Here is a 17,311-nt window from a genome sequence, read left to right on the forward strand (position 1 = left end):
CCCGCGTGATCGTGGGGGTCGGCGTCGACATCGTCGATGTTCCGCGGTTTCAGCGGCAGGTGAGGCGTACGCCGGCGTTGCGCCAGAGGTTGTTCGCTCCCAGCGAACGCGAGCTCTCCCTGCGGTCGCTGGCCGCTCGGTTCGCGGCGAAGGAGGCCCTCATCAAGGCAGTCGGCGACTCGACGGGGTTCCGCTGGCACGACGTCGAGGTGGTGCAGAACGAGCACGGCCGGCCGTCGTTCCTGCTGGCCGGGGTGGCCGCCGAGCGAGTGGCGCTGCACGGCATCACGATTCTGCACCTGTCGCTGAGTCACGACGGTGACTCGGCGTGCGCCTTCGTCGTGGCCGAGGGGCCCGGCGAGGCGCCGCGGCATGGGTCGGTGGCTGCCGAGGGCGGCGCGGTTGCGGGCGGCGCAGCAACTGCGGGCGGCACGGCTGCCGTTTCGGGCGGCGCGGTCGGCATGGGGCGCGGCGACGCGGATGCCCGGGGTGCGGCATGAGCGGGCAGCCGCTGCGGCTCGCAGCGATCGACCTCGGGGCCGTGCGGCACAACGTCGCGGCGGTGAAAGCGCTGGTCGGCGACGACACCCAGGTGATGGCGGTCGTCAAGGCCAACGGGTACGGACACGGCGCCGTCGAGGTCGCCCGCGCTGCGGTGTCGGCTGGCGCGACCTGGCTCGGGGTCGCCGACATCGACGAGGCGGTTCGGTTGCGGGAGGCCGGGTTGACCGAGCCGATTCTCGCGTGGTTGCACGGCACCGAGGCGACCTTCGACGTGGCCCTCCGCCACGGCATCGACGTCGGCGTGAGCTCGGTGGCGCAGCTCGACGCGGTGGCGGGCGCCGCGCAGCGACGTGACGCAGCGGCCGGTGCCGCGCGGGTGCAGCTCAAGGTGGATACGGGGCTGGGGCGCAACGGGGCAGCGGAGGGCCAGTGGGCGGCGGTGTTCGCGCGCGCGGCGCAGCTGCAGTCGGCCGGGGTCATCGAGGTCGTCGGGCTCTTCAGTCACCTGTCGAATGCGAACGATGACGAAGACCGGCAGCAGCTGAGCAGGCTCGACGACGCGGTCGCCAGGGCGCGTGGTGCGGGGCTCGATCCCGCGATCATCCATCTCGCCGCGACGGCCGCCACGCTGCGGCTGCCCGAGACGCGGCTGTCACTGGTGCGGCTCGGTATCGGCATGTACGGCCTGTCGCCGTTCGACGACCGTACGTCGGCCGACCTCGGGCTGCGGCCGGCGATGCGGCTCGAGGGCCGGGTGATCGCGGTGAAACGGGTCGAGGCCGACAGCGGTGTCTCGTACGGCTACACCTACCGCACCGCCGCAGCCTCGACGCTCGCGCTGGTGGGGCTGGGGTACGCCGACGGGGTTCCGCGGCTGGGGTCGAACCGAGCCCCGGCGTGGATCGACGGGCAGGTCTACCGGGTGTCGGGCCGCATCGCCATGGATCAGTTCGTGGTCGACGTGCACGACGGCGATGTCGCCGTGGGCGACCGCGTGGTGCTGTTCGGCGACCCGGCCGACGGCTATCCGGCGGTGGAACAGTGGGCAGAGGCGGCCGAGACCATCAACTACGAGATCGTCACACGCATCGGGCCGCGGTTCGAGCGCAGGTACACGTCATGAGCGGCGACGCGCCCGAGCGGCAGGCGCTGGTGAACCTCGACGCGTTTCGACACAATGTGCGCGTGCTGAGTTCGCTCGCCCGGCCGGCCGAGACGATGCTCGCAGTGAAGGCCGACGCGTATGGGCACGGCATGGTCGAGCTGGCTTTCGCGGCGCTCGAGGCGGGTGCGTCGTCGCTCGCCGTGCTCGACATTCCGGCCGCGCTGGCGTTGCGTGCGGCCGGTGTGACGGCACCGATCTTCGCGTGGATGCACGCGCCAGACGCCGACTTCGGCGCGGCTGCCGGGGCCGACATCGATCTCGGCATCTCGGCCGAATGGCAGATCGAGGCGATTGCGGCGGCCCGGGCATCCGTCGCCCCGCGCGTACACCTCAAGATCGACACCGGGCTGCACCGCAACGGGGCGAGCGCCGAGCAGTGGCCGGGGCTCGTGAGGGCAGCGATGGCGGCCGACGACGCCGGTTCGGTGCGTCTCTTCGCCGCGTGGTCGCACCTGGCCGACGCCTCGCCGGCCGACGACGCCGTGGCGCTCGCCGAGCTGCACACGGCGGTCGAGGTCGCCGAGCGGCTGGGGGCGCGGTTCGAGCTGGTTCACCTCGCGGCGAGTTCGGCGGGCATCCGGATGCCCGAGGCCAGACTCGGGCTGGTGCGGTTCGGTATCGCGGCCTACGGTGTGACCCCGTTCGACGACGAGTCGGCACTCGAGCTCGGGCTGCGCCCGGTGATGACGCTGGCGGCGCCGGTGGTGGCGGTGAAGCGTGTTGCGGCGGGTCACGGCGTGTCGTACGGGTTCGACTACCGGGCGCCGACCTCGACGACGCTGGCACTGGTGCCGCTGGGGTATGCCGACGGCATACCGCGGGCGGCGAACGGGCGCGGGCAGGTGTGGATCGGCGGCCGACGCTACCCGATCGCCGGGCGCATCGCGATGGACCAGTTCGTGGTCGACGTGGGTGACGCGGCCGTGACGGTGGGCGACGAGGTCGTGGTGTTCGGTGAAGGCCGGGAGGCCGGTGGCCCGCGGGCGGTGGACGGTAGTGCAGTGGTGCCGGGTTCGGCGGCGAGCATCCCGACGGCCGAGGAGTGGGCCGGCTGGGCGAAGACCATCGGCGACGAGATCGTGTCGCGGGTCGGCCCGCGGGTGCGGCGGGTCTACGTGGCCGATGCGGCACAGGCGGAGGGCGAGACCTGGGTCATCGACGACCCGGAGGCCATGCACGCGTTCGGTGTGCAGTTCGCGCGGCGGCTGGGGGCCGGCGACGTGCTGGTGCTCACCGGCGAGCTCGGAGCGGGCAAGACGACGTTCACGCGCGGGCTCGGCGAGGGGCTCGGCGTGCGCGGATCGGTCACCAGCCCCACGTTCGTGCTCGCCCGCACGCATCCGAACGCCGCGACGGGCGTTCCGCTGGTGCACGTCGATGCATACCGCCTCGATGGGGCAGCGCAGCTCGACGACCTCGACATCGACTTCGCCGGGTCGATCGTGGTGGTGGAGTGGGGCGCCGGCCTGGTCGATCTGATCGTCGACGACTACCTCGAGCTGGTCATCGACCGCCCGCGCGGTGACACCGCCCCCGGCGAAGGTGACGAGGGCGGCGATGATGGCGCGGCTGGTGACGGCGAGGGCGCAGCTGATGGCGCGGCTGGTGACGGCGAGGACGCAGCTGATGGCGCAGCTGGTGACGGCGAGGGCGCAGCTGATAGCGCGGCTGGTGACGGCGAGGGCGAGGACATCGACGCCCCGGTCGAGCCGCGCACGGTGACGCTGTACCGGCGAACCGCTCGGCGCACGAGCGGAGGCACCGGCCATGAGTGACGACGCCCGCCCCGAGGGCGCCGCGGCGGCGAGCGGCCGGGGGCACGGTACCGGCACCGGCACTGGCACTGGCACTGGCCTCAGCACAGCCTCCGACACCCGTCACGACACCGGCTCCGGCGACGACACCGGTCGCGGCACCGGCTCCGGCGGCGCGGCGCGCGAGGTGCTGCTCGCTATCGACACGTCGGCCGGCACCAGCGTGGCCGTGGTCGACGGGGCACGGGGCGTGCTCAGCGAGGCCAACGGCTACGACACGATGAAGCACGCCGAGGTGATCGGGCGGCTGATCGAGCAGGCGCTGGCCGAGGCATCCGTCGACCGCACCGAGGTGACCGCCGTGGTGGCCGGCATGGGGCCCGGGCCGTTCACCGGCCTTCGCGTCGGCATCGCGGCCGCCCACGCCTTCGCGACGGGTCGTCGCATCGAGCTGCTGCCGGTGGTCAGCCATGACGCCATCGCCGTCTCGGCGCAGCACGACGGCCGCACGGGCGAGCTGCTCGTCGTCTCAGACGCACGCCGCCGTGAGGTCTACTGGTCGCTCTACCGGCTCGCTGGCGACGGCTCGCTACCCGAACGCATCGACGGCCCCGGCCTCGCCAAGCCGGATGCCCTGCCGCACGGGCACGCCAGCACTCTCGACGCCGCCCACGTCTCGGCCGCCGCGCTCGCCGCGGTGGCGCTCGAAACCCGTCGTTCCGGTGCGCCGCTCGTGGCTGACCAGGCCCTCTACCTGCGCTCGCCCGACGTCACCCTCTCGACCGGTGCCAAGCGGGTGACACAGCGATGACCGACGCCCCAAGCGGCACCGCCGCGGCACCTGCGTGGGCGATCCGCGCCGCGACGCCCGCCGACGTCGACGCGATCATGCGGCTCGAGACGAGCACCTTCACATCCGACGCGTGGAGCCGCGCCATGATGCAGGCCGACGTGTCGAACCCGCACTGCCACTATCTCGTGGCCGAAGACCCCGGGCATCCCGACGCGCCGCTGCTCGGTTACGCCGGCCTGCTCAGCCCGCGCGGGTCGAACGACGCCGACATTCAGACCATCGCTGTGGCACCGGATGCCCGCGGGCACGGCCTCGGCCGAACCCTCATGCAGGCGCTGGTCGCTGAGGCGGTTCAGCGGCATGCCCGCCGCGTGTTCCTGGAGGTTCGCGCCGACAACCCGGGCGCCCAGCACCTCTACGAGACGCTCGGATTTCTGCCCGTGGGTGTGCGGCGGGGCTACTACCAGCCCGACAACGTCGACGCGATCGTCATGCGCCTCGAGCTGCCGGCACGAAAGGTGATCTCATGACCGATCCGGTTGTGCTCGGCATCGAGACCAGCTGCGACGAGACCGGAATCGGCATCGTGCGGGGCACCACGCTGTTGGCCAACGCCATCGCCTCGTCGATGGACGAGCACGCCCGGTACGGGGGAGTGGTGCCCGAGATCGCGGCGCGTGCGCACCTCGAGGCACTGACCCCGACCATCCGTGCCGCCCTCGACGAGGCGCAGCTGACGTTCGACGACATCGACGCGATCGCGGTGACCAGCGGGCCGGGGCTGTCGGGTGCCCTGATGGTGGGTGTGGCGGCGGCCAAGGGCCTCGCGCTCGCGACCGGCAGACCGCTGTACGCGGTCAACCATCTGGTGGGGCACGTGGGGGTCGACCTGGTGACGCCCGACTCCGAGCCGCTGCAGTATCCGACCATCGCGCTGCTGGTGTCAGGCGGACACACGTCACTGCTGTACGTGCGCGACCTCGTCGACGACGTCGAGCTGCTCGGCGAGACGATCGACGACGCCGCAGGCGAGGCGTTCGACAAGGTGGCGCGGGTGCTGGGGCTGCCCTACCCGGGCGGGCCGCACATCGACCGAGTGGCGGTGGGCGGCAACCCGAAGGCCATCCGCTTTCCGCGCGGGCTCAGCCAGCCCAAAGACATGGCCGCCCACCGCTACGACTTCTCGTTCTCTGGGCTGAAGACGTCGGTCGCCCGCTGGGTGGAGGCGCGCGGCGACCGGGGTGAAGAGATTCCGCTGGCCGATGTGGCCGCGAGCTTTCGCGAAGCGGTGGCCGACGTGCTGATCACGAAGGCGCTGGCGGCCTGCAGCGACTTCGGCGTGCCGCGGCTGCTGCTCGGCGGAGGCGTCGTCGCGAATGCGCGCATCCGGGCACTCGCCGAAGAGCGCTGCGCCGCGGCCGGCGTGACGCTGCGGATACCCCCGCTCGCGCTATGCACCGACAACGGTGCGATGATCGCCGCCCTGGGCGCCCAGCTCATCATGCGCGGTGCTCGGCCGTCGGGTCTCGACTTCGGTGCAGACTCCACGCTGCCGGTCACCGAGGTGCACGTTCTCTGACGCCATAGCAGCTGTGTCGTCGTGTGTCGCAGACGTTGACACAACGTCACGAACGCTGTCACTATGGGCGCGCCGCCTCAACGGCGATTTCGTCACAAGGAGATCTGTCATGACCACACCTGCCCCGTACGGCGCCGCCTCTGGGCCCGTCGCCCCCCGCACCAATGTGCTCGCGATCGTATCGCTGGTGGTGTCGATCGTCGGGTTCACGATCATCGGCATCGTGCTCGGCTTCGTCGCCCTCAGCCAGATCAAGCGCACGGGCGAGAGCGGCCGCGGGCTGGCCCTCGCCGGCATCGTGATCGGCTTCATCGAGCTCATCATCGGCATCATTCTGGTGATCGTCGTCATCGCGGTGGCGGCGAGCTCGACCACCGTCACAACCTATTGACTCACCGCTCACCGGGCGTGGGGGCTGCCGTCGGCACGGCACGGCTCGCTAGGCTCGGAGCTAGTTCAGCGCATTCGTTCAGGAACAATCGGAAGGAAGGGTCATCATGACCGATCCAAACACACCGGCAGGTTCGGGTTCACCCGAGCAGACGCCGCCCTCGGCGCCCGTGCCGCCCGCGGCGTCTGACACCCCACCGGAGACTCCGGCGCCCGGGGTGCCGCCGACGGCTCCGCCCGCTGCGCCCACCCAGCCCACGCCGCCGCCGGTGCAGCCACCGGCACCACCGGCACCGCCCGCGCCGACGTATGAGGCTCCGGCCCCGCCGGCTGCTCCGACCTACGCGGCGCCCCCGGCGCCCCCGGCGCCGAACTATGGTGCTCCCGCCGCCCCGAACTACGGTGCCCCGGCGGCGCCGGCCGCGCCCGGCTACGGTGCTCCGCAGTACGGGGCGCCCGGCTACGGTGCTCCCGGTTACGCCGCCTCCACCGGCGCTCGCTCGCCCATTCTGAGCATCATCGGCATGATCGCCGGTATTCTCGGCCTGCTGATCTCGATCTTCAGCTGGGGCATCGGCGGCTTCATCTTCTCGGTGGCCGGCATCGTTCTCGGCTTCCTGGGCCGCAAGAAGGAGCCGGCGGCGAAGGGCTTCTGGCTGACGGCGATCATCACGGGGTTCGCCGGCATCGCGCTGTCGATCGTCTTGATCATCCTGTTCATCGTGTGGATCGTCGTGGGGTTCAACTCGGCGTACAGCTACAGCTACTGACGCCTCACCGGCGCGAGCCGGCGGCGTGACCGCGTGGCGCGGGGCTTCGGCTCCGCGCCGCTGCTGTGCCCGGCCGCCCGCACGTTCCGGGTCGTCGGCCGGCCAGGCCTTCGGTCAGGGCAGGCGGTCGGCGAGGATGGCCACGTGCCGGCCCTCGCTGCGCGTCACGAACAGCGTCGCCCGCTCGGCTCCCTGCAGCGCGAGCCGCGGGCGCAGGGTCGCCGGATCGACGTCGACGCCGCGCTTCTTGATCTCGAGGCTGCCGATGTTGCGGGCGCGCAGCTCGCGCTTCAGGCTGCTCACGTTGAACGGCAGCATCTCGCGCACCCGGAACGCCGAGGCGAACGGTGTCGGCACCAGCGCGTCTGACGTCAGGTAGGCGATCTGCGACGACACCAGGTGAGCGCCGAGGCTGCGAGCCAGGTCGCCGATGAGCCGTGCCCGAATCACAGTGCCGTCGGGTTCGTAGAGGTAACCCGCGAGGGGGCCCTGGTCGACGTTGTCGCTGTCGGCGGCCGCTGTCAGCTCGTGGCGCGCAGACCCCCTGATGACGAGCGCCGAACGACGGATGCCCGGCCGGGCCACTGTGCCGAACCACAGCCCTGTCTCGACCACCTGCCCGTCGACCGACACCCACTGCGCCTCGGCGTCGTCGGGCAGCAGTTCGCGATCGAGCCCCGGACCGAGCTTCACGCCGGTCGGCTGCTCACGGGCGACATCGAAGACGAAGTCGAGCGACGGGCTGAAGTCGGCCGGGTCGGTGAGGCGCGCGGTGTTCGTGTGGCCCGCGGTGCGCCGAGCGGGGTCGAGGTACAGCCCCTCGACGCTCTGCCGGTCGAAGGTCTCTGCGCTGCCGTGCACGACAGTCGCCGACGCGAACGGGGCGAGGTTGTAGGCCGCGATCGCGGCGGTGACCTCGTCGCGTTCGACGGCGGTCACGGTCAGGTCGATGGCGGCGAAGGCGAGCGCGTCGGCGCCGATTCCGCAGCCGAGGTCGGCCACGCTCGTCACCCCGGCGTCACGGAACCGGCCGGCGTGCAGGGCGGCGACGCTCAGCCGAGTGGCCTGTTCGAGGCCCGACTCGGTGAAGAGCATCCGTTCGGCGAACGGGCCGAACTTCTGAGCGGCTTTGGCGCGCAGCCGGGCCTGGGTCATCACGGCGCCGACCAGCCCGGCCGAGTGGCCCTGCTTGCGCAGCGCCGCCACCGACCGCACGATCGTCGACCCGTCGGTGTACGGCGGCAGCGAGTCGAGCAACCGCAGCCCCTCGGCCGTCATCAGCAGCTCGAGGTCGGTTCTCTCCATGGCGTCAGTTTAGACGGCAGCCGTCACGCATTGGCACTCAGGTTGACCGAGTGCCAACCCGACCCCTAAACTCGGATTAGCACTCTCAGTGTGAGTGTGCCAACAAAGTGACTTTTGAACCGAAGAAAGAAGAGGTCAACAGTGTCGGTCTCCATCAAGCCGCTCGAGGATCGCATCGTTATCAAGCAGGTCGAAGCAGAAACGACCACGGCGTCTGGTCTCGTCATTCCTGACACGGCCAAAGAGAAGCCGCAGGAGGGCGTCGTCGAAGCTGTCGGCCCCGGCCGCATCGACGACAACGGCAATCGCGTGCCGCTCGACGTCGCCGTCGGCGACAAGGTTCTGTACTCGAAGTACGGCGGAACCGAGGTCAAGTACGCGGGCGAAGAGTACCTCGTGCTGTCTGCTCGCGACGTTCTGGCTGTTATCGTTCGATAGTGAGTTCACTGAGAAGGCCCGGGCAGAACCTGCCCGGGCCTTCTTCTGTTGAATCGGCCCCGCCGAGCGCGGGCGTCGGCTCCGGCGCTCTGTTCGCCGTCGGAGCCTATCTCATCTGGGGCCTGCTGCCCATCTACTTCCTCGCGCTCGCGCCCTCGTCGGCGTTCGAGATCGTCGCCTGGCGGGTCATCTTCTCGCTCGTCTTCTGTGCGGTGCTGATCACCGCCGTGCGGCGCTGGCGCAGCTTCGGCAGCGTCTTCCGCGAACCGCGGCTCATCCTCGTGATGGGCGTCGCGGGTGTGCTGATCTACGTCAACTGGCAGACGTACGTGCTGGCGACGACCAGCGGCCAGGTCGTCGAGGCCTCGCTCGGCTACTTCATCAATCCGATCGTCACGATTCTGCTCGGCGTCTTCCTGCTGCACGAGAAGCTGCGCGTCGCGCAGTGGGTGGCACTCGGCATCAGCGGCGTGGCCGTCGTCGTGCTGGCGGTCGGCTACGGGGCGCCGCCGTGGATCGCGCTCATCCTCGCGTTCTCGTTCGGCCTCTACGGCCTCGTCAAGAAACAGGTCGGGCCGCGCATCGACGCCGTCAACGGGCTCACCCTCGAGTCGCTGTGGCTCGTGCCGATCGTGGTCGTGCAGCTCTGCGTGGTCGGGGCGACCACCGGCATCACGTTCGGTCACGGTGACCCGTGGCACACGGCGGCACTGGTGGGTGCGGGGGTGGTCACCGCCGTTCCGCTGCTGCTGTTCGCGTCAGCGTCGAAGCGGCTGCCGCTGACCTACATGGGCTTCATCCAGTACCTGACCCCGATCATGCAGTTCATCATCGGGGTGTTTTTGCTCGGCGAGCCGATGCCGCCGGAACGCCTGGCGGGGTTCGCGCTCGTGTGGCTGGCGCTGATCATCCTGTCGGTCGACCTGCTGCGTCAGGCTCGCAGAAACCGTCGGGGCGACGGGTTACGAATTGCTAACGATATTCGCACGGCACACTCAGAAAACACACTCGAAACATAGAAACCCTAGGTTTGACCCTAATGAACGCGAGGGTGCCTCCGCCCGGAGGTGCCTGGCTCGCGAGCACAATGAAAGGGTTCACAGGATGATCAAATCCAAGTATGCCCTCCGGACGTCGATTCTGGCTGGAGCAGGCATCATTGCCATCATGCTTTCCGGCTGTGCCTCCGGTGGCAGCTCAACTCCGTCTTCTTCGGCGTCGTCGTCGGCGTCGGCCTCAGAGGCCGACTGCGCGAGCGATGCCTCGACCGCCAACAACCTGGTCGTCGGTACCATCCTCCCCATCACGGGTAGCCTCGCCTACCTGAACCCGCCGGAGCAGGCCGGTGTCGGCCTCGCGGTCTCAGACATCAACGCCGCCGGTGGTGTCGACGGCAAGCAGGCTTGTATCCTCGCCACCGACTCGGGTGACTCGACCGACCTCAGCGTCTCGACCGCCTCGGCCCAGAAGCTGATCGCGGCCAAGCCGTCGGTCGCCATCGGTGCTGCCTCGTCGAGCGTCTCGCTGAACGTCGTCGACGCCTTCGCGTCGGCCAAGATCACTGAGATCTCGCCGGCCAACACGTCGGCCAAGCTGTCGGGCTACGGTCCGTTCTACTACCGCACCGCTCCGCCGGACTCGGTTCAGGGTTCAGCGCTCGGTTCGCTCATCACCGGTGACGGCAACTCGAAGGTCGCCTTCCTGGTCTTCAACGACTCGTACGGTACCGGTCTCCGCGACTTCACGCAGAAGAGCATCGAAGCCGCAGGCGGAACCGTCGTCTACGGTGCCACCGGCGCCGGCCAGGAGTTCCCTCCCGGCCAGACCACGTTCTCGGCTGAAGTGACCGCCGCGCTGGCAACCCAGCCCGACGCGATCGTCATCCTGGCGTTCGACGAGACCAAGTCGATCGTTCCTGAGCTCGTTGCGCAGGGCTGGGACATGTCGAAGGTCTACATGTCAGACGGCAACACCGCCGACTACAGCAAAGACTTCCAGGCCGGCACGCTGACGAACGCCCAGGGCACGATCCCCGGTGCTCACCCCAGCACCGAGTTCCAGAAGCAGCTGACCGACTGGTACCAGAGCACGCAGAACGCCTCGCTGAACGACTTCTCGTACGCTCCTGAGTCGTACGACGCGACCATCCTGACCGCTCTGGCGGCCCTGAAGGCCAAGTCGAACGTCTCGGCAGACCTGAACGCGCAGCTGGCTGCTGTCTCCGGTGCGAACGGTGGCACCAAGTGCGCCTCGTACGCCGAGTGCGCCCCGCTGGTCTCTGCCGGTACCGAGATCCAGTACACCGGCCAGGCCGGCATCGGTCCGTTCAACTCGCACAACGAGCCCTCCAGTGCCTTCATCGGCATCTACAAGTTCGACTCGAGCAACGTTCCTCAGTTCCAGTCGGCCATCGAAGGTGAGACCTCCTACTAGGGAGTTCCGCTCGCGTGACTGACACGCACGAAGCCCCCCGCCCGGTCATCCGGGCGGGGGGCTTCTTCGTGCCTGCCGCAGGCGGGCAGAGCGCGCGACGCAGCACGAACGAAGGGCCCCGACCGGATGACCGGCGGGGCCCTTTCGTGGCAGAGAGACGAGTGTCAGATGGCGCCTGGAGCGTCGTGACCCGTCTCCTCCTCGACGTCTTTGGCGAGGGTGCCGAGGTAGAGCTCGATGACCTTGGGGTCGTCGGCCAGTTCGCGGCCTGTGCCGGTGTAGGCGTTGCGGCCCTGGTCGAGCACGTAGCCGCGGTCGCAGATCTGCAGGCAGCGGCGGGCGTTCTGCTCGACCATGATGATCGAGACGCCGGTCTTGTTGATGCGGCGGGTGCGGATGAACGTCTCGTCCTGCCGCACGGGCGACAGGCCCGCGGAGGGCTCGTCGAGCAACAGCACCGACGGATCCATCATGAGCGCGCGGGCCATGGCGACCGACTGGCGCTCACCGCCCGAGAGCGATCCCGCCCGCTGGCCACGACGGTCGGCGAGCACGGGGAAGATGTCGAAGATCGCGGCGAGGCGCTCCTTGAGCATCTTGGGGCGCAGGAAGAGGCCCATCTGCAGGTTCTCTTCGATGGTGAGCGACGGAAAGACGTTGTTGTTCTGCGGCACGAAGCCCACGCCGGCCTGTACGAGCTTGTTGGCCTTATGGCCGGTGATGTTCTCACCCTTCAGCGTCACGGAGCCTGAGCGCACGTTCACCAGGCCGAACAGAGCCTTCAGCAGCGTCGACTTGCCGGCACCGTTCGGTCCGATGATGCCGATGAGTTCGCCGGGGTACACGTCGAGGTTGCAGCCGTTGAGGATGTTGATGCCCGGCAGGTAGCCGGCGACCAGGTCGGTCGCCTGCATCACCGGAACCCGGGTCTCGGTTGCGCCTGAGGCGGGGAGTGTGTCGGTCATGCTTTGGTCTCACCTTCCGTGAGCTCTTCGTTCTGCACTTCGGCGGCGAGCTCTTCTGCGACCTCGTCGGTCAGCAGCGAGTCGTCGCCCAGGTCGGTGTTGTGGTGCGCACCGAGGTAGGCGTCGATGACGGCGGGGTCGTCCATCACGGTGCCCGATGGGCCCTCTGCGACGACCTTGCCCTCGGCCATGACGACCACCCAGTCGGAGATGTGCCGCACCATGTGCATGTCGTGCTCGACGAAGAGAACGGTCATCCCTTCGTCTCGCAGTGCCTGGATGTGCCCGAGCAGCGACTGCGTCAGCGCGGGGTTGACGCCGGCCATGGGCTCGTCGAGCATGATCATGACCGGGTCGCTCATCAGCGCCCGCGCCATCTCGAGCAGCTTCTTCTGGCCGCCCGACAGGCTGCCCGCCATGTCCTCTTTCTTCTCGAGCAGCTTGAAGCGTGCGAGCAGTTCTTCGGCCTTGGCCGTGATCTCGGCCTCGCGCTTGGCCCAGAGGGGCTTGATGACCGAGACGAAGAGGTTCTCGCCGGGCTGGTCTTTCGCCCCGAGCCGCATGTTCTCGATGACGGTGAGTTTCGACAGCGCCTTGGTGAGCTGGAAGGTGCGGACCATGCCCATCTTCGCCACCTTGGTGGCGCCGGTGTTGCCCACGTCGCGACCGTTGAAGGTCGACTTCGCGGCCTCGCCGGCCTTCGGGCCGCCGATCAGCTTCGGGGCCGAACTCGGCTTGTCGAAGCCGGTGATCAGGTTGAAGAACGTGGTCTTGCCGGCGCCGTTCGGGCCGATCAGGGCGGTGATGATGCCGCGCTGAACCTCGAGGTGGTTCACGTCGACCGCCGTCATGCCGCCGAAGCGCCGGGTGACATGGTCGACGGTGAGAATCGGGTCGGGCTTCGAGACGCCCGGCACGGCCGCGACCTCGGCGACGCTCGCCTTGGCGGCGGCGCCGGCCACGGTCATCGTGCTGGTGGTGGTGGGTACGTCACTTGACATCGAAGCTCAGCTCCTTCTTGTTGCCGAGAATACCTTGCGGCCTGAAGATCACGACGAGCATGAGCATGACGCCGATGACGATCCAGGCGAACTGCTCGGTCTGCTGGCCGTTCATGATGCTCGCGGGAATGAACTGGCCCGCGATGCCCTGCACGAACAGCCTGATCGCGAAGAACACGATGGCGCCGAGCACAGGGCCGAACACGGTCGCGGCGCCACCGAGCAGCAGCGCGGTGAAGATGAAGTATGTCATCGAGCGGCCCATGCTGTCGGCCTGCAGTGAGGCCGGCAGGATGTACACGATGCCGGCGATCGCACCGATGACACCACCGAGGATCAGCGCCTGCATCTTGTAGCTGTAGACGTTCTTGCCGAGGCTGCGCACGGCGTCTTCGTCTTCGCGGATGCCGCGCAGCACGCGGCCCCACGGGCTGCGCATGATGGCCCACACGAAGAGGCAGAGCACAGCGACCACGAACCACGCCGTGGCGATGAACCACCAGCCGTTCGATCCGGTGGCGTCGTAGCTGAACGGGCCGAGGTCGATGTGCCCGTTGCCGAAGAACGACAGGTCGGTGAAGGGGCTGCGGTACTCGTTGCCGGTGATGCCGTTCGAGCCGCCGGTCACGTTCGTGAGCAGAGACGAACGCCCGATCATCCGCACGATCTCAGCGGCAGACAGCGTGACGATGGCCAGGTAGTCGCCCCGCAGCTTCAGCGTGGGGATACCGAGGATGAGCGCGAACACCAGCGCCGCCACGAGGGCGATGATGATGGCGAGGATGATTGGCAGACCGCCGATGATCGAGATGGCGAACCCATATGCCCCGATCAGCATGAACCCGGCCTGGCCGAAGTTCAGCAGCCCGGTGTAACCGAAGTGGATGTTGAGGCCGATGGCCGCGATCGCGAGGGCAGCGGTCTGGGGCGAGATCGCCGAATTGAAAATTGCGTACAGCGTTTGCAGCAGTTGATCCATGAGTGCAGCCCTTCTAACCGATGCGCTCTCGGCGCCCGAAGATACCCTGCGGCCTGACGAGCAGCACCAGAATCAGGATGATGAGTGCCGTGGCGTACTTGAAGTCGCCGGGCAGCACGAGGTTGGTCAGTTCGACCACCAGGCCGATGATCATGGCGCCGGCGAGGGCGCCGAACGCGGTACCGAGGCCACCGAGGGTGATGGCGGCGAACATGAGCAGCAGCAGCTGCAGACCGGTCTGCCAGTTGACGCCGTTGAGCACGAGGCCGAGCAGCACGCCCGAGAGGCCCGCCAGAGCGGTCGCCGAGGTCCAGACGAGGCGGATGATGCGGTCGACGTCGATGCCCGACGCAGCGGCCAGGGCCGGGTTGTCTGACACGGCGCGGGTCGCGCGGCCGATGCGGGTCTTCACCAGCACCCAGCCGACGGCGGCGATGATGACCACCGCGATGCCCATCGAGATGAGCGACTGAGACGAGAGCGTGACCGGGCCGAGGTCGATGACCACCGGGTTGGCCTGGTCGATGCGAACGGTCGACGCCCCGAGGAAGTACTGGAACGTGTACTGCAGCGCGATCGAGAGCCCGATCGTCACGATCATCAGCTGTGTCGTGCCGAGGCCCCGCTTGCGCAGCGGTTTCCAGATCCACGCGTCTTGGAAGTAGCCCGTTGCAGCACAGATGACCACCGAGATGATCGCCGCCAGAATCAGGTTCAGGCCGAGCACGTTCGCGAACAGGTAGGCGAGCAACCCGCCGAGGGTCACCTGCTCGCCGTGCGCGAAGTTCGACAGGCCCGTCGTGCCGAAGATGAGCGACAGGCCGACCGCGGCCAGCGCCAGCAGCAGGCCGAGCCGGATGCCCGAGACGAACTGCTGGGCGAAGCGGTCGAACGAGATGCCGGTGCCGCTGTCGGTGGTCGGCGTCTGCGTGGTTGTGCCGTCGGCCGCGGTGGTGCCACCGACGATCTTGAAGACGAACCCGACGTTCTTGTTCAGCGCACCGGTGACCGTCGCAGGATTCTTGGCGGCCGAGTCGAGCACGGCGCCGTCGGGAATCGAGGTGGTGTCGAGCGTGATCGTGTAGGGCCCGGCGACCGTGATCGCCTGGCTCCACTTGCCGTCGTCGCCGGTCGTGATCGTCGTGTCGAGATCGCCGCCCTTGACCTCCAGCTTGATGCCGACGGCGGGATCGCCGTTCGGCAGCTTGATGGTGCCCTGGAGGCAGCCCGTGGCCGGGTCGGTCGCGCAGGCGGCCGTCGGGGCTGCGGTGGCCGCTTCGGCCGGCGATGCGCTGAGGCTCACCATTGTGATGATCGCCACGATCGCCAGCATGAGCGTGGCAGCGAGGCGCCACAGTCTGGCGCGGCCGTCGGGCCTTCGCGGCACTACGAGTGTCGTCAAGTTTTAACCTCCGGGAACGAGCGCACGTCTTTGGGCTCTTCGAGTTGCAAGTGAGCTTACGTTATAAGGCGTTTGTGTCGGTCGTGTTTCGAGCGGCTACGGAATATGAGCCCACATCACGCCGTTAGAATTGGCACGGTAGTTAAGATGTCGCTCGCGCCGGCAAACGAGAGAAGAAATCACATGGAACAGAACGACCCGTTCGGATTCATCGGGCTCACCTACGACGATGTGATGCTGCTGCCCGGCCACACCGACGTGATCCCGAGTGAGGCCGACACGACGTCGCGTCTGACCAAGAAGATCAGCCTGCAGGCGCCGCTGCTCTCGTCGGCGATGGACACGGTGACCGAGTCGCGCATGGCCATCGCCATGGCACGCCAGGGCGGGTTCGGCGTCATCCACCGCAACCTCTCGATCGACGACCAGGCCGCGAACGTCGACAAGGTGAAGCGCAGCGAGTCGGGCATGATCACGAACCCCGTGACGACCCGCGCCGACGCGACCGTCGCCGACGCCGACGCCCTGTGCGGCCAGTTCCGTGTGTCGGGGCTGCCCGTGGTCGACGAGTCGGGCATCCTCGTGGGCATCATCACCAACCGCGACATGCGCTTCGTCTCGGCCTGGGAGAAGAGCACCACCCTGGTGCGCGACGTCATGACGAAGGCCCCCCTCATCACCGCTCCCGTGGGCATCGACCCCGACGGCGCCATCGCGATCTTCGCCCAGTACAAGATCGAGAAGCTGCCGCTCGTCGACGGCGAGGGCCGGCTGCGCGGACTGATCACCGTCAAAGACTTCGACAAGAGTGAGAAGTACCCGAACGCTACGAAAGACGAGGAGGGCCGCCTGCGAGTCGGCGCGGCCATCGGCTTCTTCGGCGACGCATGGGAGCGCGCGATGACGCTGGTGGATGCCGGCGTCGATGTGCTCGTGGTCGACACCGCCAACGGCGACAGCGCCGGTGTGCTCGACATCGTGCGTCGTCTGAAGTCAGACCCGGCAGCCGCCGGGGTGGAGATCATCGGCGGCAACGTCGCCACCCGGTCGGGCGCCCAGGCGCTCATCGACGCCGGTGTCGACGCCATCAAGGTGGGTGTGGGCCCCGGCTCGATCTGTACCACCCGCGTCGTCGCGGGCGTGGGCGTGCCGCAGGTGACTGCCGTGTACGAGGCGTCGCTCGCTGCGCGCGAGACCGGCACGCCGGTCATCGCCGACGGCGGCCTGCAGTACTCCGGCGACATCGCGAAGGCGCTGGTCGCCGGCGCCGACACGGTGATGCTCGGTTCGCTGCTGGCCGGCTGCGATGAGAGCCCGGGCGACCTCGTGTTCGTCAATGGCAAGCAGTTCAAGAGCTACCGCGGCATGGGGTCGCTCGGTGCGTTGCAGACCCGTGGCGAGAAGACGTCGTACTCGAAAGACCGCTACTTCCAGGCCGACGTGCCGAGCGACGACAAGCTCATCCCCGAGGGCATCGAGGGCCAGGTGCCCTACCGCGGTGCGCTGTCGAACGTGGCGTACCAGCTGCTCGGCGGGTTGCGCCAGTCGATGTTCTACGTGGGCGCCCGGTCGATCGACGAGCTGAAGGCGCGCGGTAAGTTCGTGCGCATCACCGCCGCGGGCCTCAAGGAGTCGCACCCGCACGACATCCAGATGGTCGTCGAGGCGCCCAACTACCGGCGGTAGGTTTCGATACGGCCTGCGGCCTACTCAACCAGCGCAGGTTGAGTGGCTGCAGGTTTCGATACGGCCTGCGGCCTACTCAACCGGCGCAGGTTGAGTGGCGGTAGGTTTCGATACGGCCTGCGGCCTACTCAACCGGCGCAGGTTGAG

The 17,311-nt window shown here is 68.5% G+C and carries 17 protein-coding genes; 12 read left to right on the plus strand and 5 right to left on the minus strand.

Annotated features, from left to right (window positions below; all coding sequences use genetic code 11):
• The first annotated feature begins 5 nt into the window (after positions 1 to 5).
• The 8 genes from V3W46_RS06595 (at position 6) to V3W46_RS06630 (ending at position 6,955) form a co-directional block, all read left to right on the plus strand.
• Positions 6 to 500 carry a holo-ACP synthase gene (locus tag V3W46_RS06595; RefSeq protein WP_331782296.1) on the plus strand — a complete coding sequence of 165 codons (495 nt, stop codon included), beginning with the start codon at positions 6 to 8 and terminating at the stop codon, positions 498 to 500.
• The gene (gene alr / locus V3W46_RS06600; RefSeq protein WP_331782297.1) at positions 497 to 1,627 is read left to right on the plus strand and encodes an alanine racemase; all 1,131 of its coding nucleotides are present in this window, start codon (positions 497 to 499) and stop codon (positions 1,625 to 1,627) included. Before V3W46_RS06595 ends, alr (V3W46_RS06600) begins: the two co-directional genes overlap by 4 nt.
• Positions 1,624 to 3,444 (plus strand): alanine racemase, encoded by a 1,821-nt coding sequence (gene alr / locus V3W46_RS06605; RefSeq protein ID WP_331782298.1) that lies wholly within the window; start codon positions 1,624 to 1,626, stop codon positions 3,442 to 3,444. The genes alr (V3W46_RS06600) and alr (V3W46_RS06605) overlap by 4 nt, the downstream gene beginning before the upstream one ends.
• Positions 3,437 to 4,234 carry a tRNA (adenosine(37)-N6)-threonylcarbamoyltransferase complex dimerization subunit type 1 TsaB gene (gene tsaB, locus V3W46_RS06610; protein WP_331782299.1) on the plus strand — a complete coding sequence of 266 codons (798 nt, stop codon included), beginning with the start codon at positions 3,437 to 3,439 and terminating at the stop codon, positions 4,232 to 4,234. The genes alr (V3W46_RS06605) and tsaB overlap by 8 nt, the downstream gene beginning before the upstream one ends.
• Positions 4,231 to 4,746 (plus strand): ribosomal protein S18-alanine N-acetyltransferase, encoded by a 516-nt coding sequence (gene rimI, locus V3W46_RS06615; protein WP_331782300.1) that lies wholly within the window; start codon positions 4,231 to 4,233, stop codon positions 4,744 to 4,746. Before tsaB ends, rimI begins: the two co-directional genes overlap by 4 nt.
• Positions 4,743 to 5,795: a tRNA (adenosine(37)-N6)-threonylcarbamoyltransferase complex transferase subunit TsaD gene (gene tsaD, locus V3W46_RS06620; RefSeq protein WP_331782301.1), complete on the plus strand. Its 1,053-nt coding sequence runs from the start codon at positions 4,743 to 4,745 to the stop codon at positions 5,793 to 5,795. Before rimI ends, tsaD begins: the two co-directional genes overlap by 4 nt.
• Before the next feature lie 109 nt (positions 5,796 to 5,904).
• A complete protein-coding gene (locus V3W46_RS06625) occupies positions 5,905 to 6,186 on the plus strand; it encodes a DUF4190 domain-containing protein (protein ID WP_331782302.1) in 282 nt (93 codons plus the stop codon).
• 106 nt (positions 6,187 to 6,292) lie between these two features.
• Complete coding sequence (locus V3W46_RS06630) at positions 6,293 to 6,955, plus strand: hypothetical protein (protein WP_331782303.1); 663 nt, start codon at positions 6,293 to 6,295, stop codon at positions 6,953 to 6,955.
• A gap of 114 nt (positions 6,956 to 7,069) precedes the next feature.
• Here the strand turns inward: V3W46_RS06630 and V3W46_RS06635 are convergent, their stop codons facing one another.
• Positions 7,070 to 8,260: a class I SAM-dependent methyltransferase gene (locus tag V3W46_RS06635; protein ID WP_331782304.1), complete on the minus strand. Its 1,191-nt coding sequence runs from the start codon at positions 8,258 to 8,260 to the stop codon at positions 7,070 to 7,072.
• Between the two features lie 141 nt (positions 8,261 to 8,401).
• Between V3W46_RS06635 and groES the strand changes: the two genes are divergently transcribed.
• The 3 genes from groES to V3W46_RS06650 all read left to right on the plus strand — a co-directional run bounded on the left by groES (position 8,402) and on the right by V3W46_RS06650 (position 11,131).
• Positions 8,402 to 8,698: a co-chaperone GroES gene (gene groES, locus V3W46_RS06640; RefSeq protein WP_331782305.1), complete on the plus strand. Its 297-nt coding sequence runs from the start codon at positions 8,402 to 8,404 to the stop codon at positions 8,696 to 8,698.
• An 8-nt stretch (positions 8,699 to 8,706) separates the two neighbouring features.
• The gene (gene rarD / locus V3W46_RS06645; RefSeq protein ID WP_443069944.1) at positions 8,707 to 9,717 is read left to right on the plus strand and encodes an EamA family transporter RarD; all 1,011 of its coding nucleotides are present in this window, start codon (positions 8,707 to 8,709) and stop codon (positions 9,715 to 9,717) included.
• 85 nt (positions 9,718 to 9,802) lie between these two features.
• Positions 9,803 to 11,131 carry an ABC transporter substrate-binding protein gene (locus V3W46_RS06650; RefSeq protein ID WP_331782306.1) on the plus strand — a complete coding sequence of 443 codons (1,329 nt, stop codon included), beginning with the start codon at positions 9,803 to 9,805 and terminating at the stop codon, positions 11,129 to 11,131.
• 164 nt (positions 11,132 to 11,295) lie between these two features.
• On the opposite strand, the gene V3W46_RS06655 is transcribed toward V3W46_RS06650, so the two are convergent.
• Genes V3W46_RS06655 through V3W46_RS06670 form a run of 4 tightly spaced genes read right to left on the minus strand, consistent with a single transcriptional unit; the run spans position 11,296 to position 15,478 of the window.
• Positions 11,296 to 12,096: an ABC transporter ATP-binding protein gene (locus V3W46_RS06655; RefSeq protein WP_331782307.1), complete on the minus strand. Its 801-nt coding sequence runs from the start codon at positions 12,094 to 12,096 to the stop codon at positions 11,296 to 11,298.
• Positions 12,093 to 13,097: an ABC transporter ATP-binding protein gene (locus tag V3W46_RS06660; RefSeq protein ID WP_443069943.1), complete on the minus strand. Its 1,005-nt coding sequence runs from the start codon at positions 13,095 to 13,097 to the stop codon at positions 12,093 to 12,095. The genes V3W46_RS06655 and V3W46_RS06660 overlap by 4 nt, the downstream gene beginning before the upstream one ends.
• Complete coding sequence (locus V3W46_RS06665; RefSeq protein ID WP_331782308.1) at positions 13,087 to 14,076, minus strand: branched-chain amino acid ABC transporter permease; 990 nt, start codon at positions 14,074 to 14,076, stop codon at positions 13,087 to 13,089. Before V3W46_RS06665 ends, V3W46_RS06660 begins: the two co-directional genes overlap by 11 nt.
• Before the next feature lie 13 nt (positions 14,077 to 14,089).
• On the minus strand, positions 14,090 to 15,478 hold the full coding sequence (locus V3W46_RS06670; protein WP_331782309.1) for a branched-chain amino acid ABC transporter permease: 1,389 nt from the start codon (positions 15,476 to 15,478) through the stop codon (positions 14,090 to 14,092).
• A 183-nt stretch (positions 15,479 to 15,661) separates the two neighbouring features.
• Between V3W46_RS06670 and guaB the strand changes: the two genes are divergently transcribed.
• Positions 15,662 to 17,164, plus strand: a complete 1,503-nt coding sequence (gene guaB / locus V3W46_RS06675) for an IMP dehydrogenase (RefSeq protein WP_331782310.1) — start codon at positions 15,662 to 15,664, stop codon at positions 17,162 to 17,164.
• The last annotated feature ends 147 nt before the right edge of the window (positions 17,165 to 17,311 follow it).

The sequence above is a fragment of the Subtercola sp. YIM 133946 genome (assembly GCF_036553535.1).
In the GTDB taxonomy this organism is placed as follows: Bacteria; Actinomycetota; Actinomycetes; order Actinomycetales; family Microbacteriaceae; genus Subtercola.